The organism is Stygiolobus sp. CP850M, assembly GCF_037389425.1.
Lineage (GTDB): Archaea > Thermoproteota > Thermoprotei_A > Sulfolobales > Sulfolobaceae > Stygiolobus.
The window spans coordinates 1-22,592 of the sequence record NZ_JBBHKR010000064.1 but is presented as its reverse complement, the minus strand read 5'-3'; the positions used below and the strand labels follow the sequence as shown (position 1 = coordinate 22,592).

Genomic DNA, 22,592 nt, shown 5'->3' with positions numbered 1-22,592 from the left:
AATTCAGGATCGGGGGTAATTCTTCATTCTTTTCGATATTATTTCCGCCACTTTCTTGCCTTCCACTTTACCTCTAACTTTGGACATTACTTTACCCATTATTACATTAAATGCTTTATCCCCTTTCTCCTCGATAATTCTTATATTTTCTTGGATTACTTGATCTACGATCTTCTCCAGTTGTTCATCACTAATCTTAGAATATTTCTCCACGAGTTTATTTATATCTTCCTTCGTTAAGGAATATTCTAGCAATATTTCAGGAATTGAGTCCTTACTTATCTTGTCTTCGTAAAGTAACTTTATCATGTACTCTAATAAGTCATCGGTAATTATTGATATATCTCCTCCCTTAGACTTTACGTACTTTAAGTTGACCTCCAGTACTGAGGCAATCACGGATGGAGAAACTTTAGGAGAATATTTATTCACAAGCTCTTCAAAAAGGTCTATTTTGGTACTGTTTAACATCGCAGTAGCAAGCTCTTTACTTAACCCCAGATCCACAAACTTTTTCAGTTTACTTTCAGGCTTCTCAGGCATAAAAGTCTTTGCTAATTCTATTATCTTAGAGTCAATTCTTCTAGGCGGTATATCTGTCTCTGGGTACATTCTGGCAGAACCGGGCTGAGGTCTCATAAACTTTGTAGTTCCGTCCTCTAGAGCAGTCCTCGTCTCTTTTGGGATCCCTTCCAGAGCGTATAAAATACGGTCTCTTATCGTATCGAGAGCCAGTTGTAACCTAGCTTTATCCCCGACTACCAGTACGAAAGCGTCTTCTTCACTTACATTTAATGCTTTCTTTACCTTGTCTACTTCTTCCTGAGATATTCCATAATTGGGTAATTCATCTGAGTGAAATAGTCCCCCTAGACCGGCTAAAACTCTCACGTAATCTGCAACTTCCGTTCCGAACCTTCTGTTTTTCATTAGTTCCCATCCGAAAATCCCTCTAAACTTAGGTATCTTAACTCCGTAGACTAAAGCTCCCTTTTCCAGTTCTTTCTTTACCAGTCTACTATTTGTGGAAGCAAAGATCGAAGTTAGGTCTGTAGGCTTATAATTTTCAAGAATCAACTCTTTAGTAACTCCTCTTCTCTGAGTTAACTCTTCTTTGATCTTTAATAACTCGTACTGTCTCCTCGCTTCGTTTCTTATTATCTCCGGGACGAGCTCTAATCTCTGAACTCCCTTGATTTCAGTCTTAACTCCACCCTGAATAGATACGTTTAGGTCTTGTCTTATTGTCCCTATTCCTCTTTTTACTTTTCCGGTCATTCTCAATAACTGACCAATTGCAAAGGCTACCTTTTCAGCTTGTTCTGGTGTATGTATGTCTGGGGCTGTGGAGATCTCTATTAACGGTACGCCTAGCCTATCTAGGTTGTAGACGATTTCATCTTTATTATCACTTATTTTTCTCGATGCGTCTTCTTCTAGGGCAATTGTTTGTATACCTATCTTATTACCATCTACTTCTATGTATCCTCCCAAAGCTATAATAGCTGTTCTCTGAAAGCCGGAAGTATTGGAGCCATCTATAACTATTTTCCTCATTACGTAAACTTCGTCAACTAACGTACTGTGGAGTGAAAGGGCTATGGCCGTGACTATGCCCAAAGCCTCTTCGTTGATCAAATGAGGGGGCTCCTCGTCGCATTCGACAAGGCATGAGTTTTTGGGTAACTTATAAACATATTTCTTACCTTTTTGCCACTCGAACAAAGCAGCTATATCTACTTCTCCTAACTCGCTGAATGAGGGCCTTAAATACCTCTCTAATGATGCATGAAAGGTTTCATTTAGAGATGTATCACAGTTGCAGAAGAGTTTGTGAGAGGTATTTAATTGCTGATGTATTTCCAATCCTACTTTTAACCCTAACTTACTGTAATCTAATTCTGTCATGATACCACCTGGGATACATTTCGGGAACGTGAATCGGATTAATTTCTCCTACAAAATTAGTGAGCATAAGCTCTTTAACCTTATCTAAGTCTGTTTCATGAGCTAAAACCCACATGAGCTTGACCAAAGCTGTTTCAGGTAACATATCCTCTAAAGGTACTACCCCAGCTTCCTGAAGGAGTCTTCCCGTAGTATAAACGTTCATGTTTACCCTCCCGAACAAGCACTGTGAAGTCATCCCTACAAATATACCGTCCTTAGTAGCTTTCTTGAACGCATTATAAAATTCGGAGGATGTGTGTCCTAAACCAGTTCCCTCGACTATAATACCTTTTACACCCTTACTCATTAAGTAATCGATTATATCCGGCAATAGACCAGGGTAGTACTTTAATAGGAAGACGTTAGGGTCGAACTTAGCGTCTACTTCGTTTGCGTCCTTCTTCCTTATGTAATCGTCTCTGAGAATCTCTATTTTTCTTTCCCTATAATACACCTTAGCCAATGGGATGTCATTAACACTTTGGAATGCGTCTCTTCTACTTGTATGCATTTTTCTAACTTTTACACCTCTGTGGACTAGGGTGTAAGTATCGGATGATTCCCCATGCATATTAACCGTAACTTCAGCAAACGGAGCATCTTTTGCTACCAGAACGGAGGTCAAAAGGTTTATAGGCGCGTCGCTGCTTGGTCTATCACTACTCCTCTGAGACCCTACCATAACTACCGGTCCGGTTAGGCTCTTAAGCGAGAATGCTAAAGCTGATGCTGTGTAAGCCATAGTATCAGTTCCGTGAGCGACAACTACTCCTTTTGCTCCCTTATCTAAAGCATTCTTTACTTCGTTTGCTATTTTTATCCAGTATTCAGGCTTCATATTCTCGCTAAGTATGGAAAACAAAACTTTTGCGTCAATTTTAGCTATCTCGTTTATCTCAGGCATGAACTTGAGAATTTCTTCAGTTGTCAAAGCAGGTCTTACAGCACCGGTATCGTATTCTATTTTGCTTACTATAGTGCCTCCAGTGCTGATTATAACGACTTCACTCTTGTCTTTAACCGCTTTCTCCTCTGCCCTTTTCTCCTCTCTTTTTTCTCCTCTCTTTATCAGCTTAACTTCGGATATACTATCTACGGATATACCGATGTTATATCCGTTATCAAGTTTTATGACTAAAATGTCATCAGATGAAGAATAAGAGGGCATTATAATTCCTTTTAGTATTACCCCATTTTTTGTAAGCTCTATGGTATCCCCTTCTTGTAAGTTAAATTTCTTTAAAAAATCAAGTGCCTTACCTGCGTAAGTTTCAGACATAATAAAAGGAGAAAAACTGGGACTAAAAATCTTTACCTAGCTTTAGCTTGTGATGCCTTAAGTACTCTCTTCTCGTACTCTAGCTTGTTCCTAACTCTCGGCACTTCTTTGTGCTTCTCCTTTTTAGGCATTTTAGGTGTAGCGTTCCTTACTTTACCAGCCTTTGTTAATGAACCGTGAGATGGCATAAATAAAATGTGGTAAAGGAAAAATTTAAACTTAAATGTTAAATAATGGGTTTGATAATTGATGAAAATATACTTAGTAGAGCACGCGATAGGATCCTTTGCATATGACGAGCAAGGGAAGCTATTAGATTATGTATTAAATCCTAAAGATTTAGGTAAGGTTGTGGAAGCTCTTATAGAAAACGAGAAGGGAACTCCCCTACCCTCAGCAAAAGAATTAATAAGTAAGTTAAGGCCAGACGAGGTTGTAGTCGAGAATGAGGCTGAAATACCAGAGCTTCAAAAGAGCGGAGTGAAGGCATCAGTAGAAATTCATAATATTGGAAGTAAGACTTTCAGGCAATCTCTTCCTAAAGTAGCTTTAGAAACTAAGTTTGTTACATCAGAAGAAGAACTTTACTCCTTCTTGTATGAAGTATCCTTTGAATATACAAGAAGGAAACTAAGGGGCGCAGCAAGTAAAAGGGATCTACTAGCGATTCAGGCTATAAGAGCAATTGACGATATAGATAAGACTATCAACTTATTCTCCGAGAGATTAAGGGAATGGTACAGCATCCATTTCCCAGAATTGGATAATTTAATTGACGATCATGAATTATATGCATCAATAGTTTCCAAGTTCGGCTATAGAGACGAGATAAATGAGGAAGGACTGATAGAATTGGGATTAAGCAAAGAGAAATCACAGAGACTTCTTACTGCGGCTAAAAAAAGTATTGGAGCAGATGTTACAGATGTAGATATTAAGTCAGTTAGAATGCTAAGTGATACTATCTTAGAGTTATACAGAATTAGAAGAGAGCTAACTGATTATATAGAGTCGGTAATGAAAGAAGTTGCTCCGAATATAACCGCACTTGTGGGGCCTACTCTGGGAGCTAGGCTTTTAAGTTTAGCAGGAAGTCTTGAGGACTTAGCTAAAATGCCAGCAAGTACTATACAAGTCTTAGGAGCTGAAAAAGCACTCTTTAGGGCGTTAAGAAAGAAAGGTAGACCACCAAAGCACGGTGTCATCTTTCAATATCCCGATATTCACACATCCCCCAGATGGCAGAGGGGTAAAATTGCTAGAGCTTTAGCAGCAAAGTTAGCAATAGCTGCTAGAGTAGATCAGTTCAGCGGTAGGTTTATTGGTGATAAGTTAAATGAGGAACTTAAGAAGAGGATCGAAGAGATTAAGACAAAGTATGCTCAGCCTCCACCTAAAAAAGTCCAGGAGCAACAACCTAAGCCGAAACAAAAAGGTAAAAAGAATGAAAAGAGAAAAAAGAAGAACAAGCGAGAGTGAGAAATTATGTCAGAAGTAGTCAAGGTTGAGAAAAGCGAGTTTGATAACATCTATGAGTGCGTATATAATGACGGGACTGTAAGGCTTTGTACGAAGAATCTAGCACCAGGCCATAATGTTTACGGCGAGAGATTGATCAAAGTAAACGGTATTGAATATAGGGAATGGAACTCCTTTAGAAGTAAGCTTGCAGGAGCAATTCAGAAAGGGCTTAAACACAATCCAATAACAAGGAATACAAAGGTTCTTTATCTAGGAGCTGCTTCAGGAACAACTCCAAGTCACGTATCGGATATTGTTGAAATGCAAGGTAAAGTTTATGCTGTTGAGTTCTCTCCTAGAGTAGTCAGGGAACTTATTCTGGTTGCCCAGCACAGACCTAATTTATTCCCTATTTTGGCAGACGCTAGATTTCCACAATACTATAGGGCTCTAGTTGAGGATGTTGATGTGGTTTATGTAGATATTGCACAGCCAGATGAGACCGATATAGCAATTTATAACGCTGAGTTTTTCTTGAAGGATAAAGGTTATCTAATGATGGCAATAAAAGCCAGAAGTATAGATGTAACTAAAGATCCCAAAGAAATCTATAAGAGTGAGGCTAAAAAATTAGAAGAAAAAGGATTCGATGTGATCGAAGTAATTCAACTAGACCCTTACGACAAAGATCACGCGATGGTATTGGCGAGACTTAAGTGAAACCATGTTCGATAAAATTTTCGACATAGGAATTAAAGGAACTATTTCTTATTACCCACAAGAATTCGTAACGTTAAAGCAAGCTCTAGACGGTAACAATTACGTAAAAGTTAACGGCGGTTTTAAACACTACTTCAAGAAGGAAGAGTTAGAAAAACTATCTAAAAATCTCCCCCTTTACTTATGGGATTTAGTTAAGATCCCTTTTGTAATTGTTAAAACTCTAAATCCAGGTGAGTATGTTTTAAATGGTTCAGAGTGGGAAAATAAGGCAATTTCTGCGTTATTGAAGAAAGATATAAAAAGTTATATGACAATAGGTGATGTAGAAAAGATTATAAAAGAATATAAGTCTCTCGTGTTTATTACATTAAGTCCATTAGGCTCTCTTAGTAGTGGTGATGAAAACGATGAGTACTATTAACGAGATAGAAAGAGTTTTGTTAAGGGGGTATTATGATTATTCTATCATTCACTATCCAGAAAAAAACAAATCTATAGATATAATTGCAAGAAAGAAGAGCGATAGTGCAGATAACTCGCGTTCATTTATATTAAAAGTAACTTCCAGCAAATACGTCCATAACAGCAAACTAGTAAAAGACTTAAAGAAAATGGCTACGTTAAGTGGCGCATTACCTATCTTAATAGACGATCAGGTAGACGAGGAAGTTATAAATGATAGGGATAAGGTGCTGGTAATGAGCTCCACTACGTTTGAGAAAGTAGTTAGCGGTGAGAAAATATTCTTGCTAAAAACCAGAGGGGGTATTTTCGTAAAGATAAACTCTAAAGAACTTAGAAAGATAAGAGAAGAAAAAGGTATGAGCTTGGGTGAATTAGCAGAGAAGCTGGGAGTATCTAGGATTTCGATTTATGATTATGAAAAAGAGGACTCCTACGTATCAATTGACGTAGCCGAAAAACTAGTAGATATGTTCGGAGAGAGAATATTAGGGGACATAATAAGTGATTTTAAGACAGAAGATGTAAAAGTTGATGACAAGGATTTGGATGTAGGGAATGATAGAGATGTAACAAGCTTATTAGTTAAAAAGTTAGTGGGAAACGGATATAAGATAGTCAGGTTTAATTTTACTACTGTAGACCTTGCGGCTTCCAGAGATAATAAAAAGATGTTCTTCTGTATTGAAGCAGAAAACGTTTCAACTTCTCTAAAGAAATTTAATGAGGCAAGTAAGTTAGTTTCTAAAGTTAACGGTGAACTAGTGGTCATTGCCAAAACATCTAAGACGCTCAAGGCTTATGAAAAAGAGAGTTTCAATGCATACACTGTAGAAGATATAGATAAGATCGAAAATGAAATTAACTAAAATACGGGAAGGAAAAGCTGAAATTCTAGTCCCAGATCCTAAAGAATATGAAAAAGAAGGTAAGTTCGATCCTAGTTGGGCTCCGGTTTTCTACAACCCAAGAATGGAATTAAATAGAGACATAAGTGTGCTATTTTTGAATATAATTAGACCTAGACGCATAGTAGATGCATTGTCAGCAACTGGAATAAGAGGAATAAGGTACTTTAAAGAGGTAGAAGGCGTCGAAGAAGTGATATTTAATGATTTAAGTAAAGAAGCTGTTGAATTAATAAATGAAAATATAAAGATCAATAACATTAAAGGTAAGGTATTTAATAAAGATGCAAACTCCTTACTTTATGAAGTTAAAGCTGACTTCGTAGACATTGATCCCTTTGGAACACCTGCACCTTTCCTACTAGCATCTTTCCACTCAGTTATAAGAGGGGGCTATGTCGGGATTACTGCGACTGATCTATCAGCTCTAGTTTGTTCCTCTAAATCCTCAGCTAGAAGAAAATACGATATTATTTGTGATAGACTAAGTTTTTCGAAAGAGGTAGGAATAAGGGGGCTAATAGGAAAAGCGATAAGGGAAGCTGCAGTAGTAGAGAAAGCTGCAATACCAGTATTCTCCTTCTATCATGACTACTATTATAGGGTATTTTTTAAGGTAGAAGGTGGTGCTAAAAAGGCAGACAGTTTACTTTCTAGACTAGTTTACTATTATGAATGTCCAAAGTGTGGTTATAGAGATAAGTCAGTTTATTATCAACATGCCACATGCCCCAAATGTGGGGCATCAATGAAAGCTTACGGCCCTGCTTGGGATGGGGAAATTTACGATAAAAATATGATCAACAAGATTAAAGAGGGGTTAGTTCACTTTAATTATCTATCTACATTTAGTACTATATCTAGGTTAATCTCGATAATTTCAGTCGAAGCAGAATACAAAGAACCTTATTATAAACTTGATTTTATTTCGCCAAGATTGAAAAGAAACGTACCACCTAAAGATAAAGTCATAAAATGTTTAAAAGAAGCTTCAGCTACTCACTTTGATACTGTAGGAATAAAAACCAGTAAAAACTTTGAAGAAGTTGTAGAGTGTATTAAGGTTAACTAGCTCCTTTTATGTTCATTAGTATAAACTTAGATAAGTAGGTACAAGTTGTGGGTGAGACCACACTTCCATTTCCACATTTAGTCAAATTCTTGCACGTAAAACAAGGTATCTCAATTATATTGTCTAAGTTAACCGTTATGAGCGTCGGCTCCTCATTAATAAAATACTTAACAACTGTCTTGCCATTTTCTTTAACTGAGTTCTTCCTTATAACTTTCTTGTTCATTAACTTACGTATGGCGAGATTAGCTGTCCTACTATCAAGTCCGAGTTCCTTAATGAGTTCTTTTAAGGGAATTCCTTTTTCGCCCGCCTCCTTTATCTTTTGATAAATAAGATCCTCATATGATGAAGAACTTGACTCCATTCTAAAATCACCGAATTATCAGTAAATATATATATATACTTTAAGGCTTATTTATTTTTCCCTCTCATAATTTTACTTCTATGTCGAAGTTGCTGATTATTTCTTTGTATCTATTTCTTATAGTTACTTCTGTAATATTTAGTGCTTCGGCCACCTCTTTTTGAGTTCGCTTTACATCCATCAATGTACTTATTAAGTACACACTGGCAGCCGCAAGTGCAGTATAACCCTTTCCACTCGTAAGTCCGTTTTTATGCATTAAATCGACTAGTTCTGATGCTTTAGTAGAGACGTAAGGAGGTAAGTTTAACTTTTCAATTATTTTCGGTATATATTCAGTAGGTTTGATAGTAGGCTTAAAACCTTGAACGCTTTTAGCCACGCTTTGAATTCTCTCTAGAGCTTTCCACAAATCGGACGAGGAGACATTGTATAAACTTTTTATCTCTTGCAATGACTTGGGAATCTTGTTAACTTGGCAAGAATAGTATAGGATTCCAGCAATTAGAGTATACATATCGATTCTCTTAGCTTTTCCTTCTTCTATTATCCTTCTTGTCAGTAACGCTGCAGTTTCCTTTACATGATCAGGTAAGTTTAGTTTAGAGGCTTCGCTATTTAATACCGACAAGTAAGTTACTAACTTTCTCTCCTTAGCAGGTACTCTTAATTTGTTTTGCATCAGTCTCAATCTATGTATCTTAGCCTTGTCCTTGACTCTGGAATATCCGATTTTTGTTGTTATGCCAAAATCGTGTACCTTAGCCGTTATCGGAGACCCTGTTCTCTCCCTTTCCATACGATCTTCAGTCGTGTACGCTCTCCACTCTGGTCCCTGATCTATTATCATATCGTCTATGACGAACCCGCAACTGGTACATACATGAATTCCTCTCTCGGGATCAAAAGTTATCGAATCAGAAGAACCGCAATTAGGACACTTGGTCATTTTCTTCTACCTCCTTTCTTTCTTTCTATAATCTCAATGAACAATTTCTCGGTAGGCTTCTCGTTAGTAAGAGGTTCAGCTAAAATGAATGGTCTATTTACATTACCTATAATGTCTAAAACTTTTGCTATCCTTTTTCCACTTTCTGTAACTATAATCTTTCCTATGTAGTTATACTTAGAGTAGTCAATCTCTCTTTTTCCTTCAATTAGCCATTTATTACCTAGACTGTTTTTATAGAAATTTCCAGTTTCAAGAAGTCTAATTTTTGTCATAGGATCCACATCTCATTTTGTATATTAGATAGTATTTATAATAATACCAGCATAAGAGAACGTAAAATGGCGTTCTGCTTGGGATTTAGATTATGGGTTAAATACTTTATTAACCTACGGCTACTTATAAATAAAAATAAATCTTCATACATTAAAGTGATAAGTGAATGTCAACAGCTGAATCCTCAGAGGACGAGATTCAACAAAAGCTCTCACTAGCATATGAGCAGATAAGAAAGTTAAAAGAGAAGAAGGAAAAGTTAATCGAAGAAGTTAAGAAACTAAAAGAAAAAAGAAGGGAAAAAGTAGAAAAAATAAGATCTATAAGAGAACAGCTCATGCAAGTTAGGGAGGAGTTAAAGTCCAAGGTCGAGGAAATAAGACAGCTAAAAGCGCAGAAGCAAAACTTAGTTCAAGTAATCAGCGAGATAAGAAAGGAGTTTGAACAGCTTAAGAATGCAGAGAAAGTAAAAGAGAAGTTAGATCCGGTTCAGATAATGAAAAAAATTGAACAGCTTGAGTGGAAGTTACAAACATCTACTCTTTCACTTGAAGAAGAAAAGAGAATTATTCTTAAAATAGCAGAACTCGAAAGGAAGTTACAGACTGCTAAGAAACTAGCTTCTTTAAAGGAAAAGAACGTAGAAAGTAAAGCAGAATTGTTAGCTAAGAGAGTGGAACTATCTAATATAAGGCAAAAAATGTTAGAATTAGGTAACCAAGTTGCTGAGAAAAGAAAACTTCTACAACAACTGAAAGCGGAGAGAGACAAGCTCAAAAAAGAATTAGAGGACATAAATAATCAGATAAAAACAATAAGTGATCAGATTATAATTATTAAGACAGATATAGAAAATAAATCAAAAGAAATTCAACAGCTCAAAGATGAGTTAAAGAAGATCAAGGAAAGTATAAAGAATGCTAAGAATGTGACAGAGATATACCAAAATCAGATAAAGGCTAATCCAGTGAATAAGGAGATGATTGAGAGCAAAAGGAAAGAGATCGAAGAGAAATTGAAGACTAACAAGAGGCTTTCGTTTGATGAACTTTTAATACTATACTACAACCAAAATGATGATAATGGAGAAGATTCTGGTAATATACATTGATATTGACGATGATTTAGGCAAGATTGGAATCAAGACACCAGTTATAGGAGAGTCAGAAGTATCTCAAGCGATTAGGATCGCCGAGGAGAAAATTCCCACCGACTCAGATCTAAACACTATGATAGTGGCTTATAATATATTCAAGAAAATGCGCAATGAAGGGCAAAACGTAGATATCGCATTTATTTCAGGTAGTGAAGGCAGTTCATTGGAAAGTCAGTTACAATTTTCAAAAAAACTGGATGATGTAATAAAAAAAGTAAATCCATCTAAGGCTATAGTAGTATATGATAGTCCTGAAGACGCAAAAGCTATCCCAATAATTCAATCGAGGCTTCCCATCGCAGGTATAGAGAGAGTTTTGGTAGAGCAGTATAGGGGAGTTGAAGAGACTTATGCTCTACTTGGGAGGTATATAAAGAGAGCCTTATCAGAACCCAGATTTTCACGGATTTTTTTAGGAGTACCAGGAATCATTTTGTTTATATTAGGTCTCTTTTCCCTGCTTAATTTAACAGCTTATGCCGGTCCTATAATCATGATGGTTATAGCAACAGCACTCATAATTAGAGGTTTGGGAATAGATGATTTAATAGAAAGTTGGTGGGAAAACTCTACTATTATGGTTATAGTATCAATTATTGCATTAATTTCTCTTATCGCCGGTATAGTAAACGGTTATTTTGTTTTTATCAGCTTGAAAACTTATGATGCACTCACGGAATTTCAGGTTCTATTAAGTATACTTCCCTATGTTGTTTTTGCTTCTGTAGTTCTATTCGGAGGTAAGGCTGTTAACAAAATAATAGCTAAAGATATAAAAGTGTGGCATGATATTTTTAGGATCTTTTCGACAGTCATAATATATTACATTATAGTGGTAGTGGCTAAAAACCTAGAACAGAATTCAACAGAAGTAGGTTTACAAACTATTTATTCCTTATCTATAACCACACTCGTTTTAATCTCTGTGTATATACTTATGAATATAATAGAAAAATATAAGTTCAACTCTACTTCTGCTCCTTCTTAGTTTCAGTTTTTTCTTCTGTTTTTATCCCTAATTTATCCCTAATTTCGACGGGTAGATCTTCTACTTTTATTACTTTAGCTTTTCTAGGAAGCTTCTTTACAAGTCTGTTTAAAATGAGATATGCGTCTGGCGGATTAGACTCTTCAAGTCTAGACTTGAAGACACGGATCTTTACAAAATGATCCGGACTTATTTGAACATATTGATATTTCTGATGTTTTAATGCCATGTTTCTCACCTATTCAACACTTTCTTAAAACTCTAACTCTTCTTCCTCTACTGGTCTTATACAGTCTAATTCGGCAAGCCTGTCGAAAATTCTTTTTACAGCCTTATGTACCTCGTCTTCTCTTTTTGCTCCAGTAATTACCATTTTTCCGCTACTGAATATGAGTAAAACTACTCTAGGCTCGTCCATTCTATATATTAAACCTGGGAACTGTTCAGGCTCGTACATGTTATTTTCAAGGAGAAATGCTGCCTTATCCAAATTAACTATTACATGAAGGTTAGCTGATGCAACTATATTTTGAATTTGTATCTTAGGTTTTCCGGTAAGTTGCATTCCGTATTTTTTAAGCGTCTTTATAATTCTCTTTACTGCCTTGATCAATTCATCAGTACTTTTAGCTCCGGTTACTACCATTTTACCTGACTTGAAAATTAATGAAGTAACCTTGGGAGATTCAAGTCTGAAAATTAAACCTGGAAACTGATCAGGGTCATATTCAACGTTTGGAACGCTTCTCTCCATTGCGTAAAGGTCTAACGACTGTTCAAGGGTTACAGTAGCTACTATATTCTCGATATTAACTACTGCCTTATAGGGTATTTCTGATATTTAGACCACCTAAAAATAGTTTATAAAGACATTTATAAATAACTTGTTTTTTAAAGGATGAGGTCTTTTAAAAGACTGAGTTCAGGGAACTCCATTATTCCTTGTCCTTCTATAATCCCGTAAGGTTTAGCCTTTTCTAGTACTCCGTTTTTTCTCATTAAAGGTGACATATAATTCGTGTGAATTAACGAGATGTCGTTACCAGACTGATAAGTTCCGGTTGCAGGTAATACAATGGCTGTTGCTCCTTCATTCAGTGGTACCTTTAAGAAACACTGAATTTTATGTGCAAATCCCAGCTTATCCCTTATGCTCAATCTTGGATGTTCATGACCTATTATATAAATACGACCCTTCTCTATTGATATCTCTTTATGACCGTGAAAGATGATTATTTTATCATAAACAATTTCATCTAGAAGTTCTACATTATCAAATTTCTCTAGAAGTGAGGAAAGGTAATTGTCATGATTACCCCTTATAACTTTTAACTCCACTCCTTCCTCTTTAAGCGTTGTAAGTATTTCTGTAAGTTCAGCCCTCTCTTGCTTGCTTAATTTACTAAATGAATGTTTAAAATCACCGTTCACGACTAACTTATTAGTTTTAAAGACTTTAAGAGCTCTCTTGTATACTGTTAGGAATCTTTTCTTCTGAATTTTAGGTATAAAAATTCCCTTGGAAGCCATGTCCTCCTCATAACCTATATGAACGTCAGATAAAACTACGGCGTTCAGTGGTTTTACGTAAACTACAGGTAAGTCTTCAGCAATAAAAATCTCAGAAGCTAAATTCATCATATCCTTACTTATGAGTGTAATACTAAATCTTAAATCTAATAAATCTCTCTTTCATAAGTGTCACTGTTAAAGCTAATCGGCCTAGGCTTGTCCAGTAAGTTCCTGACTAAAAAGGCTATAGAAGAGTTATCCTCTTCAGATATAATATATTTAGACTCCTATACATCCTTATCGTGTGACATTGATGAAGAGTTAATCTCGAGTCTAACGGGGAATAATGTTCATGTATTTACAGCGAATCGTTCACTATTGGAGAATAATTTCAAGACAATTCTCCAATATCTAGATGAAGGAAAAAACGTTGCCATCGCTACCATAGGTGATCCTATGATAGCAACTACCCATATTAGTCTAATAACAGAGGCTAAGAATAGAGGTCACGAATTTCTAATTGTTCCGGGTGTTTCGGTTCACTGTTACATGATCTCGAAAAGCATGTTATCCTCTTATCGTTTCGGAAAGTCCGTAACTATAGTTTACCCTTTTGGTGATAAGATAGATACGACACCCTATTATGTCCTTAAGGAAAATCAAGAGCGTAAGCTTCATACTGTTTTTTACTTAGATATAAGAGACGATAAACCAATGAGTGCAATAGAAGCTGTGTCATTATTACTTAAAATGGAAGAAATGGAGAAAATGAGAGTTATTTCACGAGACGATGTGATAATTGTGGGACAAAGATTGGGCTGTCAAGACGAAGAAGTCGTAGCAATGAAACTTAGCGATGTGGTTAATTATCAGTTTAAGCCCCAACCACATATAATAGTTTATCCCTCTAAGTCCCTACACTTCATGGAAAGCGAGGGGTTAAAATGTTTGATGAAGAGGTAAAAAATAGGGCTGAAAAGTATATTAGAGGAATGGAGGAAAGACTTAAGAAAGTTCCATCATTCTTTATAGAAAAATATAGAAAGATTTATGATTTAGCACGACAATATACGCAGGATGCCAAATACTATCTGGAAAAGGGAGACTATATAACTGCTCTAGTAGATATAGTCTATGCCGAAGGTCTGCTAGATTCTATTGCTTTCAACGAGAATATAAATTTAGAACTACAAATACCGAAGAAAGTATTCGTAGCAGGAACGTTTGACATTATTCATCCTGGACACATAGAACTACTTAAAGAGGCGTCTAAATACGGGTTAGTACATGTAGCTGTAGCTAGGGACAAAAATTCGGAAAAAATAAAGGGAAGAAGACCCATAAATGACGAAAATCATAGATTAGAGGTAATAAGAAGCATAAGATATGTTTACGAAGCCTTCCTAGGCGACGAAAACGACTTCCTAAAGAGTGTGGAACGAGTGCGTCCTGACGTGTTATTCCTAGGACCAGATCAGAAAGTCGATGAAAGTAAATTAATTGATGAGCTTAAAAAAAGAGGTTTAGAAAACGTTCAAATTATGCGATTACCTCAAAGGATATCCACGTATGAACATTCGAGTACATCTTCTATAATTCAAGAGATAGTAAAAAGGTATTGTAATAAAAAAGATGATAATAAAAAGGAATAGAAACATGCATTCTTATATTTATTTTTCAAGTGCTAACGTTTAACAAATAAACTCCATTTGGAATAGCTATGTACAAAGGTGCATTATTAAATAATACGTTTTTAATAAACTTCACAGAGCCTATATAATGCCATTTATTAATTACTCCATTTGTGTGTAGATACGTGCCATACTCTACGTAGTAGTATACTGTTAAATTAGATGGGTTTATATCAACTTGGAAAAATGCTATGTAGAAAAGGAACGGGTCTGGTACGAATGTTACACCATACCAATTGTAATCGTAACTTATAGTACCGTAATATGAATAGCTTGAACCCGTAATACTCGGTACGAGATTATTTAAACCTTCCGCTACACCTATTGCATAATATATATATCCGTCACTATAATGATTTTTAGTTTCATTATAAACCGGAAGATATAAGCCACCTAAACAGTAACTAGAATCGGTTGGGGCAATTGGGTTTAAGGTCAACTGCTCATTTATATTTGGTTTTTTGAACGTCAAATTTATCCATTGGTATTGACCGGATGGGACAATCTTCAAAATTGTGTTTGTAATCTCATATGGATAAGTAATATTACCTATCGGTACACAATTATTATCGAGTAATACCAGAGTGAGGTTTAAAGGTATTAAAGCAAGGGGATCTGGTGTGCTTATACCTCTTAGATAATCCCAATCTGGACTTTCAACCTCAGTTATTGGGAAGTTCCCTTGATACGGAATTCCAGCCATACTAACCAGTTGCTGTAAAGAGTATAATTTGTTACTTGTATCGGAATATATTCCTAAAGACGTTACGTTATACCAAGTGCCCTTATTTGTAATAATAATAGCCCATGGATATTCCCCTAATAAGGAGTTTATAGAAACTGGTATACTGATTTTCTCATGTAGTGGTTTTAACTCGTTCGGATATATTATGTAACATATGTATTGTTGTGAGGGAGAAGTTATATAATAATTTCCATTAATTTCTATTATAGAAAGAGGAGAGTTCTGTGAATAATAATTTAATCTCTTTATCAGATTTTGAGATGATGAACCTAGCTGTTGCTCTACGGATAAAACTACTAATAATGACATTATTATTATTTGCACTAGTATTACAGCACCTAATATACTTGAGATTCCTCTCTTACTTCTCATGAAGTAACTGAAAAATTAAAAATGAGCAGGGTAGGTTGAAAGTTAAAAATAAAATCTTTTCATCCGCGTATTGCTTCGCGAATTCGTAAGAAGGTGTTAAAAAGTTTACAACTTCTTGAGGACTAAAGATGTAAGAGTAGACCTAACTCCCTTAACGGATCTTATACTTTCAATTATTTGATTTAACTCATTAGTATCTTTAGCCTCAACCTTCACTATTATATCATAATCTCCAGATATCTCCATTACCTCTTTAACTCCTTGTACTACCGATAAGCGCCTAGTTACAGCAGTTGTGTAAACATTCGAGTCACATTTTACGGATACGATAGCCTGAATGTTTTCAGGAGGTCTCGGTTTTAGTATTCTCCCGGTAACATTCTCAGCAAGCTCCAGTAGATCTACGTCACGATAGAATCTTGCACTAGGGTTTGCTTTTATTTTAGCTAAAACTTGATCTAATTCACTATCAGATAGCTTGACACCTAACTTTTCGAATCTGTCTTTAAGGGCATGTTTTCCAGTATATTTGTCTATTACATAATCTCTATTTCTTCCGAAAGTTTGGGGTGGCATAAATTCATAGGTTGACGGGTCGTTAAGAATTCCGGCAACGTGAATTCCCGCTTTATGCACAAACGCGTAATCACCGGTAATCGGGAAGTTCGGAGGCATCGGAATCCCGCTATATTTCTCAACAAGACTGGCTACCTCAGGTAGTTTTTCTAGTTTAACGACCTCTACACCGAAATGATATTTCAATGCGGCAACTACTACTTGAAGAGGAACAATTCCTACCCTCTCTCCCAGTCCGTTTACGGTTGCATGAATAATAGTAGCCCCTCCTTCTACCGCAGCCAAAGCGTTTGCTACAGCCATTCCCAGATCATTATGTGCATGTATATCAAACTCTACGTCTGGGAATCTAGAAGTTAGATCCTTAAATAACTCTCTAGTTTTCGAAGGGTACAAAACTCCTACAGTATCTGCAATACTTATACGATCAGCACCTGCGTCTTTGGCAGTCTTTATTACTTCAAGAAGATATTGGTAATCTGCTCGTGTAGCGTCTTCAGCAGTAAATCTGACCTTAACTCCGTGGCTTTTAGCGTAACTCACGGTCTCTGAAATTATCTTCAGTGCTTCTTCCTTGGTGACATGGTGCTTTGCCTTTAAATGAATATCGCTTATACCATAGAAAATTGCAATTCTATCTACTTCTAATTCAGCTGCCACCTCAATATCCCTTTTGACTGCTCTGCTGTGCCCTAGTATTTCTGAAGTAATTACGCCTTCCTTCTTCATTTTGACTATTCTTTTTATACCCTCGTAAATGTCAGCAGACACTGCAGGGTGCCCTGCTTCTATCATTGTAACGCCTATATCAGATAACGCTTTAGCTATTTCAACTCTCTGTTCTACGGTAAATACTACTCCAGGTGTTTGTTCTCCTTCTCTAAGTGTTGAATCAAGGATTCCTACTTTCATTTGTAATGTCTATGACAGTAATGTGGTTATAAATAAAATGGTAAAGAGTGGTTTCAAAACCGTACTATTTAAGAGAGTTTATTACGAGTTGTGAAATGTTCTCAAATCCAATTCTCTTTGAATATTTTTCCAAAACTTTTGAGAGTAATTCATAAAATTCTCTATTTTGCCTTATAACATCAAGGTGATTAGTATACACAAAAATTATAGATGAAGTCAGATTCTCACTGTGCACATAATCTTGTTCGATCTCCTCTAGTATTGATATAACAGTTTGTAAATCTATTTTATTCTTGTATTGTCTAATTAATTTAAACTCCTCCTCATCCATTATTGACATATTTTACACCGGAAGGACTAAACTTCCTATACTTATATTCCCTGATATAATATCTAAAAGCTTGTCTAAGTTTTTGAAATTAACAACCAGTACTTTTATTTTCGATCTTTCTATAATTTTAATCGCTAATGGGTCTAAAAGCTCATAAGTTCCTGCATTAACTGACTGCGTTAACTCTAAGATTTTTTTCAGCTCAATAGTGCTAAGTCGAGGTAATAATCTAGCTTCGGAGAACTTTTTAGGGTCTTTATCATAAACTCCGTCTACGTTAGTGGCTAGAACTAAAAGATCACTATTGGTAGCTTCACTAACCAGAGACGCTACGGTCGCAGTAGATTGACCAGGCTGAAAACCTCCAGTAACTACAACCTTACCGTAACTCCATTTTTCAATAAACTCCTCTAGACTTTCGGGAACCTTGGAATAAGCAAGGTCTCCCAGATAGAAAGCTACCAGGTAGGCGTTAAGGCGTGACGCCCAAATACCTAGAAGATCTAAGTGAGCTTCTTTGATACCAGCTTTTCTTCCCAAGTTTATGTATTTTCTCGCGGTACCTCCTCCTCCAGTCACAATAGCTACTCTATGTCCAGAATTTAGTAGAGAGAGTACGGATTTTTTTATAATTTCCAAATTAGTCGGATTTTCGTCATCAAAAAATTTCCCGCTTATCTTCAATGTCACTATCATTTGAGGAATAAATCATTTGAGGTAAAATTAAAGCTCAACTGTATGATCGTACAAACAAAAGAACAAGTAAAAACAAGTTTTAGCTTAAGCATATAAAAATCGCGTTAAACTGGATAATCATCTGGAAGTTTATGTCTGAAGTACTTTCCAGTCTCGGGGTCTTTGAATAACCCTATCTTTACACCTTTCCTTCCTTTAGGAGCTAATACCCATGTTTTCTCCGGTGCAAGCTCCATCTCTTTACCTCCTGGAGTTTTTACTTTTACTTTTTTATCAGCCATATCAATCATTACTATACTATTTTAGACAACTTTAAAAACCTTTTTACAACTCATGTAAAGGATAATACCAATAGTAAGCTAAAGATAACTTGAAGGACTTCCTTAAATTATATTGCATCACTAGTTCCCCCATCAATTTGTATTACAGACCCCGTTATATATGAAGAGAACTCCGAAAGAAGGTAAGTTATTAATGATCCCAATTCTTTTTCCACGTCCCCAGTTCTCTTTAACGGCGAGCGAGAGATTACCTCTTTCTGCCAGAGCTCATCAAAACTTATTCCCAATTTTTCAGCTAATCTCCTTAAGCTCCTCTTAGCTCCCTCAGTCTCAAAACTTCCCATAAGGATCACGTTAGCTGTTACGTTAAATTGACCGTAATCTTTAGAGACTACTTTAACCAATTGTATCAATGGGGAACGGGAAACATCAGCTAACACGAATATACTCTGAGGTTGTTTCACAGTCCATGAGGATAAATATATCAATCTACCACTTCTCTTCCTTACCATATACGGTAGCAGTGATTTAGTTAACTTTATAGCACTAAGCAGATAAAGATTTACAGAATAAAACCAATCCTCCATGGTAGTTTCAGCGAAAGTAGAGGGCTCTGAAGGAGGATTCCCCGTGTTGTAAATTAGAGCATCAATATCATTCCCTAACTTCTCTAACGCAAAGTTAACTAGGTCATCCAAACTATCGAGCTTACTGAGATCAGACTGGAAACCATATACCTCAGGGTTATACTTTTTTAAACTTTCAACGGCTTTATTCAATTTTTCTTTGTTTCTAGAGGTCAAAACCAGTCTACAACCTTCTCTAGCTAACTTCTTTGCTATCCCGAAACCGATACCTTCACTTGAAGCGGTAATAAGTACTTTTTTACCGTTTATATTCACGTTCACGTTTATCCTATTTTATCCTTGTAAAGGATTGTATATAACGTATTCACCTTACCTGAAGTGGTTACTAAATCTATGCCTAGTATAACCATGCCTCTATTCTCAAGTTCGTTTATTTTTGCCTTTAGCTCCTCTGGTTCTTTCACCGTTAAAAACAAGTCATAAACTCCTTGGTAAATGTTCATACCTCCTTCAACCGGTTTTTCTGAGTAGACGGTAATCCTATAAGTTCTGTTAGTAGGTTTTAGGGTGAATATTGTTGAAAGCTCCCTACCCTGAACCTTTCCGTAAGGTTTAAAATAGTACCCTGCTACGTCCTTAACTTCTCCCTCAACTATCAAAGGATACTCTTCTAAAATTCTATACTCAGATGGCTCCGAAAACGGTACGTATAACTTAGTGTTAGTGAGAGAACTCTCCAAGGATATTCCATCTTTAGCATACCAGCTAGATATAGGTACATTTCTCGATAGCCGGTTATAGAAAACTAATGTCTTATAGCTCTTCTTTACCTCTAAGACCGCATCGTACTCGATGTCGTAAATCAGTTCGACCTCTGCATCTTCAAAAGCAGGCGTAAAGCCCTTCTCAGCTATCCTCTTTCCTACATCTCTCTTAATCTCGTTCTTAATACTCTCATAATAGGTCAAGTCGTTACTAACTATGAAATCCTCTTCCAACCTCTTCAAATAAGTAGGTAAGTTGACACCTAGAACGAAAGTCTTATAACCTTTCTCCTTGAGGATTTGTAACGCGTTTCTCTCGAATTTATCCTTAATCTCTTCTATTTTGTCTCCACAAATGTAACAGCTTCTTTTTTGGAACCCCTCATTATAATAGAGGGAAAATAGAGGCGAAGCAAGCTCTCCAATGTTGAAGAATACCTCCTTTAGCTCTGTAAGGTCTTGAATCTCATGATCTTTAATCATCTTATCGATCTCCATCAAAAGTGCCAACTTCATTGCCTTACCTCTCTCATTGTTGGTATGTCCATAACTCAATCTGGCAAAGCATCTGCCTAAACAACTGTTACAAAGAGGATATTTAGAAAGAAGAGTAAAAGCCTTATTTAATATCTCTCCCTTCAAAAAGCTTTGCAAGACCTTTCTTCCTCCTCATCATTTTTAATAAGTTGTTTGTCATTTCATATTGTTTAAGGAGCTCCTTTACCTCCTCGGGCGTAGTTCCAGACCCCTTTGCGATCCTCTTTATTCTAGACTTGTCTATTATGTCAGGGTTATCGAGTTCTTTGTAAGTCATTGAATTCATGATATTCATGAATTTTCTTATCTTCTCCTCTCCTAACTTAAGTTGTTCTTCTGGTATTTGTGATAAAATATTGTAACCAGGGATCATCTGGAGAATCTTATTGAGGGGACCCATCTTTCTCATCGCATTCAACTGTTTATAAACATCCCTTAAAGTGAGTTTAGTCTTACCCGTTAACACTTCCTCCATTTTCTTCTCTATCTCCTCATATTCCTCTATTCCTTTGATCTTCTCTATTATAGCCTCAATATCACCCATTCCTAATATGCGTGAGACAAACCTTCTAGGATTAAACACTTCAAGCTCATCGAGCTTTTCGCCAGTGCCTATGAACTTAATAGTAGCCCCTGTAGCGGCTACAGCAGAGAGTGCTCCTCCTCCTTTAGCAGTACCGTCCATTTTAGTGATTATGATAGAGCCTATAGGACTCGCGGTGTGGAACTTAGAAGCTAGATCGTAAGCCTTTTGTCCGATAGAAGCATCTATCACCAAGATTACTTCGTCCGGTTTTATACTCTGATAAATGTTCTTCATTTCTTCCAACAGTTTAACCTCTTCCCCGTAACCATGTCTTCCTGCAGTGTCTACTATGACGACGTCGTATTTTTCCTTTAGGAACTTTTCTACACCGTTCTTAGCTATTTGTATAGCGTCCTTATTCCCAGGCTCACCATATATAGGTACACCTATTTGGTTTCCTATTTGTAGAAGTTGTTCATAAGCAGCAGGTCTATATATATCTGCAGCCACTAATCCTACTTTATACCCTTTTTTCTTGTAGAATAATGCCAATTTTCCTGAAGTAGTGGTTTTACCGCTTCCTTGTACACCTACAAGCATTATCACGTAAGGAAGTTTCTTAGGCATTACATTAGGTTCTTTATCTCCCCCAAACAAGTTAGTTAGCTCTTGGTAAACTATTGAGATAAACCACTCTCTTCTCTCGATAGCAGATGGTGGCTTTTCATTTGCGAGCCTATTCTTAATTTTTGTAGTTAATTCATTAACCAGTTTAACATTTACATCAGCTTTTATGAGAGAAATCTGGAGGTCTTTTATGAAATCATTAACAGCCTTGTTATAATCAGAAGAACCTAAAAATTTCTTTACTGCATCTTTTAAATTATCAAGCAAGGTTACTTAACCCTTACAATCTTTTTTCTACCCATTACGTCCCAATACTCTATCTCGGCACCTGGCCTTATTTTATCCGCAAGTTCAGGTTCTTTAGGCCTCTCAATATCAAAAGTCTCGTAAGTTTCTAAGTCCATTATTTGAACAGTGTCACCTTTGTCTGCGAGTATCTGACCTACATGCTTCTCTATAATCGGAACTTCAACCTGCTGATCAACGGGAGCCATTATAGTCCTCTTTTGACCGGTGAAAATACCGATTGCCACGACGTTCGCCTTAGCACTACCGTGCTTACCGGTCTTTGCCTTAGTGATGTCTACAACTCTACAAGGTTCTCCATCTATAACTACGTAACTTCCAACCTTTAAATCGCCAACCGTGGTGTACTGAATGCTCACGATTACTCCCAATTATCCTAATTCACATTAGGTTTTAAACTCTTTTGTCATTGTCACGGAGTGTGGTCAACAATTTTGTTAATTTAATATAATTTTATTCAACAATCTTTTCTCGTTCTGTAAGAACTTGTTTTCGCGTAATACTATTTAAGGGTGAGCACGGGGTTTTTATCTTGGTG

27 protein-coding genes are annotated in these 22,592 nt (G+C 36.4%); 9 read left to right on the top strand and 18 right to left on the bottom strand.

Annotation, left to right across the window (positions count from 1 at the left end; translation table 11 throughout):
• Nucleotides 1-3 precede the first annotated feature (3 nt).
• The 3 genes from gatE to WIW89_RS07475 are packed head-to-tail and all read right to left on the bottom strand — an operon-like array spanning nucleotide 4 to nucleotide 3,417.
• Nucleotides 4-1,908, bottom strand: coding sequence for a Glu-tRNA(Gln) amidotransferase subunit GatE (gatE, locus tag WIW89_RS07485; protein WP_337720297.1), 1,905 nt, complete (start codon nucleotides 1,906-1,908; stop codon nucleotides 4-6).
• Nucleotides 1,886-3,229: a Glu-tRNA(Gln) amidotransferase subunit GatD gene (gene gatD, locus WIW89_RS07480; RefSeq protein ID WP_337720296.1), complete on the bottom strand. Its 1,344-nt coding sequence runs from the start codon at nucleotides 3,227-3,229 to the stop codon at nucleotides 1,886-1,888. The genes gatE and gatD overlap by 23 nt, the downstream gene beginning before the upstream one ends.
• Before the next feature lie 32 nt (nucleotides 3,230-3,261).
• Complete coding sequence (locus tag WIW89_RS07475) at nucleotides 3,262-3,417, bottom strand: 30S ribosomal protein S30e (protein ID WP_156005929.1); 156 nt, start codon at nucleotides 3,415-3,417, stop codon at nucleotides 3,262-3,264.
• Nucleotides 3,418-3,478: 61 nt separating this feature from the next.
• Here WIW89_RS07475 and WIW89_RS07470 point away from each other — a divergent pair, with 61 nt between their 5' ends.
• The 5 genes from WIW89_RS07470 to WIW89_RS07450 are packed head-to-tail and all read left to right on the top strand — an operon-like array spanning nucleotide 3,479 to nucleotide 7,855.
• On the top strand, nucleotides 3,479-4,708 hold the full coding sequence (locus WIW89_RS07470) for a C/D box methylation guide ribonucleoprotein complex aNOP56 subunit (RefSeq protein ID WP_337720295.1): 1,230 nt from the start codon (nucleotides 3,479-3,481) through the stop codon (nucleotides 4,706-4,708).
• A gap of 6 nt (nucleotides 4,709-4,714) precedes the next feature.
• A complete protein-coding gene (locus WIW89_RS07465; protein ID WP_337701079.1) occupies nucleotides 4,715-5,410 on the top strand; it encodes a fibrillarin-like rRNA/tRNA 2'-O-methyltransferase in 696 nt (231 codons plus the stop codon).
• A gap of 4 nt (nucleotides 5,411-5,414) precedes the next feature.
• Complete coding sequence (locus tag WIW89_RS07460) at nucleotides 5,415-5,834, top strand: DUF61 family protein (RefSeq protein WP_337701081.1); 420 nt, start codon at nucleotides 5,415-5,417, stop codon at nucleotides 5,832-5,834.
• Nucleotides 5,821-6,744: a helix-turn-helix domain-containing protein gene (locus WIW89_RS07455; RefSeq protein ID WP_337701083.1), complete on the top strand. Its 924-nt coding sequence runs from the start codon at nucleotides 5,821-5,823 to the stop codon at nucleotides 6,742-6,744. Before WIW89_RS07460 ends, WIW89_RS07455 begins: the two co-directional genes overlap by 14 nt.
• Nucleotides 6,731-7,855 carry a tRNA (guanine(26)-N(2))-dimethyltransferase gene (locus WIW89_RS07450; RefSeq protein WP_337701085.1) on the top strand — a complete coding sequence of 375 codons (1,125 nt, stop codon included), beginning with the start codon at nucleotides 6,731-6,733 and terminating at the stop codon, nucleotides 7,853-7,855. The genes WIW89_RS07455 and WIW89_RS07450 overlap by 14 nt, the downstream gene beginning before the upstream one ends.
• Here the strand turns inward: WIW89_RS07450 and WIW89_RS07445 are convergent.
• From WIW89_RS07445 to WIW89_RS07435, 3 genes are all read right to left on the bottom strand, one after another.
• Complete coding sequence (locus WIW89_RS07445; RefSeq protein WP_337701087.1) at nucleotides 7,848-8,222, bottom strand: winged helix-turn-helix domain-containing protein; 375 nt, start codon at nucleotides 8,220-8,222, stop codon at nucleotides 7,848-7,850. The genes WIW89_RS07450 and WIW89_RS07445 overlap by 8 nt on opposite strands.
• 64 nt (nucleotides 8,223-8,286) lie before the next feature.
• On the bottom strand, nucleotides 8,287-9,171 hold the full coding sequence (locus WIW89_RS07440) for a transcription initiation factor IIB (protein WP_337720294.1): 885 nt from the start codon (nucleotides 9,169-9,171) through the stop codon (nucleotides 8,287-8,289).
• Nucleotides 9,168-9,446: an H/ACA RNA-protein complex protein Gar1 gene (locus WIW89_RS07435; protein ID WP_337701091.1), complete on the bottom strand. Its 279-nt coding sequence runs from the start codon at nucleotides 9,444-9,446 to the stop codon at nucleotides 9,168-9,170. The genes WIW89_RS07440 and WIW89_RS07435 overlap by 4 nt, the downstream gene beginning before the upstream one ends.
• Before the next feature lie 167 nt (nucleotides 9,447-9,613).
• Between WIW89_RS07435 and WIW89_RS07430 the strand changes: the two genes are divergently transcribed.
• Both WIW89_RS07430 and WIW89_RS07425 read left to right on the top strand, forming a co-directional pair.
• Nucleotides 9,614-10,558, top strand: a complete 945-nt coding sequence (locus tag WIW89_RS07430) for a coiled-coil protein (protein WP_337720293.1) — start codon at nucleotides 9,614-9,616, stop codon at nucleotides 10,556-10,558.
• Nucleotides 10,530-11,591 carry a DUF373 family protein gene (locus WIW89_RS07425; RefSeq protein ID WP_337720292.1) on the top strand — a complete coding sequence of 354 codons (1,062 nt, stop codon included), beginning with the start codon at nucleotides 10,530-10,532 and terminating at the stop codon, nucleotides 11,589-11,591. Before WIW89_RS07430 ends, WIW89_RS07425 begins: the two co-directional genes overlap by 29 nt.
• Here WIW89_RS07425 and WIW89_RS07420 read toward each other — a convergent pair.
• The 3 genes from WIW89_RS07420 to WIW89_RS07410 are packed head-to-tail and all read right to left on the bottom strand — an operon-like array spanning nucleotide 11,572 to nucleotide 13,232.
• Nucleotides 11,572-11,820, bottom strand: coding sequence for a DUF5622 domain-containing protein (locus WIW89_RS07420; RefSeq protein ID WP_337701096.1), 249 nt, complete (start codon nucleotides 11,818-11,820; stop codon nucleotides 11,572-11,574). The two genes, WIW89_RS07425 and WIW89_RS07420, sit on opposite strands and share 20 nt — an antisense overlap.
• A gap of 24 nt (nucleotides 11,821-11,844) precedes the next feature.
• Nucleotides 11,845-12,423, bottom strand: coding sequence for a TATA-box-binding protein (locus WIW89_RS07415; RefSeq protein ID WP_156005905.1), 579 nt, complete (start codon nucleotides 12,421-12,423; stop codon nucleotides 11,845-11,847).
• Between the two features lie 59 nt (nucleotides 12,424-12,482).
• On the bottom strand, nucleotides 12,483-13,232 hold the full coding sequence (locus WIW89_RS07410; RefSeq protein WP_337701098.1) for a metallophosphoesterase: 750 nt from the start codon (nucleotides 13,230-13,232) through the stop codon (nucleotides 12,483-12,485).
• 57 nt (nucleotides 13,233-13,289) lie between these two features.
• Here WIW89_RS07410 and dph5 point away from each other — a divergent pair, with 57 nt between their 5' ends.
• On the top strand, nucleotides 13,290-14,066 hold the full coding sequence (gene dph5 / locus WIW89_RS07405) for a diphthine synthase (protein ID WP_337701100.1): 777 nt from the start codon (nucleotides 13,290-13,292) through the stop codon (nucleotides 14,064-14,066).
• The gene (locus WIW89_RS07400) at nucleotides 14,048-14,755 is read left to right on the top strand and encodes a DUF357 domain-containing protein (RefSeq protein WP_337701102.1); all 708 of its coding nucleotides are present in this window, start codon (nucleotides 14,048-14,050) and stop codon (nucleotides 14,753-14,755) included. Before dph5 ends, WIW89_RS07400 begins: the two co-directional genes overlap by 19 nt.
• 25 nt (nucleotides 14,756-14,780) lie before the next feature.
• On the opposite strand, the gene WIW89_RS07395 is transcribed toward WIW89_RS07400, so the two are convergent.
• The 9 genes from WIW89_RS07395 to WIW89_RS07355 all read right to left on the bottom strand — a co-directional run bounded on the left by WIW89_RS07395 (nucleotide 14,781) and on the right by WIW89_RS07355 (nucleotide 22,413).
• A complete protein-coding gene (locus tag WIW89_RS07395) occupies nucleotides 14,781-15,911 on the bottom strand; it encodes a hypothetical protein (protein ID WP_337720291.1) in 1,131 nt (376 codons plus the stop codon).
• 105 nt (nucleotides 15,912-16,016) lie between these two features.
• A complete protein-coding gene (lysS, locus tag WIW89_RS07390) occupies nucleotides 16,017-17,399 on the bottom strand; it encodes a homocitrate synthase (RefSeq protein ID WP_337720290.1) in 1,383 nt (460 codons plus the stop codon).
• A 64-nt stretch (nucleotides 17,400-17,463) separates the two neighbouring features.
• On the bottom strand, nucleotides 17,464-17,739 hold the full coding sequence (locus WIW89_RS07385) for a hypothetical protein (RefSeq protein WP_337720289.1): 276 nt from the start codon (nucleotides 17,737-17,739) through the stop codon (nucleotides 17,464-17,466).
• Nucleotides 17,740-17,742: 3 nt separating this feature from the next.
• A complete protein-coding gene (pyrH, locus tag WIW89_RS07380; protein WP_337701107.1) occupies nucleotides 17,743-18,426 on the bottom strand; it encodes a UMP kinase in 684 nt (227 codons plus the stop codon).
• Nucleotides 18,427-18,530: 104 nt separating this feature from the next.
• Nucleotides 18,531-18,707, bottom strand: a complete 177-nt coding sequence (locus WIW89_RS07375) for a chromatin protein Cren7 (RefSeq protein ID WP_156005889.1) — start codon at nucleotides 18,705-18,707, stop codon at nucleotides 18,531-18,533.
• 107 nt (nucleotides 18,708-18,814) lie between these two features.
• Nucleotides 18,815-19,615, bottom strand: coding sequence for an SDR family oxidoreductase (locus WIW89_RS07370; protein WP_337708338.1), 801 nt, complete (start codon nucleotides 19,613-19,615; stop codon nucleotides 18,815-18,817).
• A 2-nt stretch (nucleotides 19,616-19,617) separates the two neighbouring features.
• Complete coding sequence (locus tag WIW89_RS07365; RefSeq protein WP_337708414.1) at nucleotides 19,618-20,700, bottom strand: pseudouridylate synthase; 1,083 nt, start codon at nucleotides 20,698-20,700, stop codon at nucleotides 19,618-19,620.
• Nucleotides 20,678-22,015, bottom strand: a complete 1,338-nt coding sequence (locus tag WIW89_RS07360; protein ID WP_337720288.1) for a signal recognition particle protein Srp54 — start codon at nucleotides 22,013-22,015, stop codon at nucleotides 20,678-20,680. Before WIW89_RS07360 ends, WIW89_RS07365 begins: the two co-directional genes overlap by 23 nt.
• Before the next feature lie 2 nt (nucleotides 22,016-22,017).
• Nucleotides 22,018-22,413, bottom strand: a complete 396-nt coding sequence (locus tag WIW89_RS07355; RefSeq protein WP_337701114.1) for a translation initiation factor IF-5A — start codon at nucleotides 22,411-22,413, stop codon at nucleotides 22,018-22,020.
• Between the last annotated feature and the right edge of the window lie 179 nt (nucleotides 22,414-22,592).

What these genes read in the sequence shown, in the direction of transcription:
- WIW89_RS07435 (WP_337701091.1), bottom strand. Translation starts at nt 9,446, where the DNA reads ATGACAAAAATTAGACTTCTTGAAACTGGAAATTTCTATAAAAACAGT.
- WIW89_RS07420 (WP_337701096.1), bottom strand. Translation starts at nt 11,820, where the DNA reads ATGGCATTAAAACATCAGAAATATCAATATGTTCAAATAAGTCCGGAT.
- WIW89_RS07385 (WP_337720289.1), bottom strand. Translation starts at nt 17,739, where the DNA reads ATGTCAATAATGGATGAGGAGGAGTTTAAATTAATTAGACAATACAAG.
- WIW89_RS07445 (WP_337701087.1), bottom strand. Translation starts at nt 8,222, where the DNA reads ATGGAGTCAAGTTCTTCATCATATGAGGATCTTATTTATCAAAAGATA.
- WIW89_RS07460 (WP_337701081.1), top strand. Translation starts at nt 5,415, where the DNA reads ATGTTCGATAAAATTTTCGACATAGGAATTAAAGGAACTATTTCTTAT.
- WIW89_RS07455 (WP_337701083.1), top strand. Translation starts at nt 5,821, where the DNA reads ATGAGTACTATTAACGAGATAGAAAGAGTTTTGTTAAGGGGGTATTAT.
- gatD (WP_337720296.1), bottom strand. Translation starts at nt 3,229, where the DNA reads ATGTCTGAAACTTACGCAGGTAAGGCACTTGATTTTTTAAAGAAATTT.
- gatE (WP_337720297.1), bottom strand. Translation starts at nt 1,908, where the DNA reads ATGACAGAATTAGATTACAGTAAGTTAGGGTTAAAAGTAGGATTGGAA.
- WIW89_RS07465 (WP_337701079.1), top strand. Translation starts at nt 4,715, where the DNA reads ATGTCAGAAGTAGTCAAGGTTGAGAAAAGCGAGTTTGATAACATCTAT.
- WIW89_RS07440 (WP_337720294.1), bottom strand. Translation starts at nt 9,171, where the DNA reads ATGACCAAGTGTCCTAATTGCGGTTCTTCTGATTCGATAACTTTTGAT.
- WIW89_RS07410 (WP_337701098.1), bottom strand. Translation starts at nt 13,232, where the DNA reads ATGATGAATTTAGCTTCTGAGATTTTTATTGCTGAAGACTTACCTGTA.
- WIW89_RS07375 (WP_156005889.1), bottom strand. Translation starts at nt 18,707, where the DNA reads ATGGCTGATAAAAAAGTAAAAGTAAAAACTCCAGGAGGTAAAGAGATG.
- WIW89_RS07475 (WP_156005929.1), bottom strand. Translation starts at nt 3,417, where the DNA reads ATGCCATCTCACGGTTCATTAACAAAGGCTGGTAAAGTAAGGAACGCT.
- WIW89_RS07470 (WP_337720295.1), top strand. Translation starts at nt 3,479, where the DNA reads ATGAAAATATACTTAGTAGAGCACGCGATAGGATCCTTTGCATATGAC.
- WIW89_RS07400 (WP_337701102.1), top strand. Translation starts at nt 14,048, where the DNA reads ATGTTTGATGAAGAGGTAAAAAATAGGGCTGAAAAGTATATTAGAGGA.
- WIW89_RS07395 (WP_337720291.1), bottom strand. Translation starts at nt 15,911, where the DNA reads ATGAGAAGTAAGAGAGGAATCTCAAGTATATTAGGTGCTGTAATACTA.
- WIW89_RS07430 (WP_337720293.1), top strand. Translation starts at nt 9,614, where the DNA reads ATGTCAACAGCTGAATCCTCAGAGGACGAGATTCAACAAAAGCTCTCA.
- WIW89_RS07450 (WP_337701085.1), top strand. Translation starts at nt 6,731, where the DNA reads ATGAAATTAACTAAAATACGGGAAGGAAAAGCTGAAATTCTAGTCCCA.
- lysS (WP_337720290.1), bottom strand. Translation starts at nt 17,399, where the DNA reads ATGAAAGTAGGAATCCTTGATTCAACACTTAGAGAAGGAGAACAAACA.
- pyrH (WP_337701107.1), bottom strand. Translation starts at nt 18,426, where the DNA reads ATGATAGTGACATTGAAGATAAGCGGGAAATTTTTTGATGACGAAAAT.
- WIW89_RS07425 (WP_337720292.1), top strand. Translation starts at nt 10,530, where the DNA reads ATGGAGAAGATTCTGGTAATATACATTGATATTGACGATGATTTAGGC.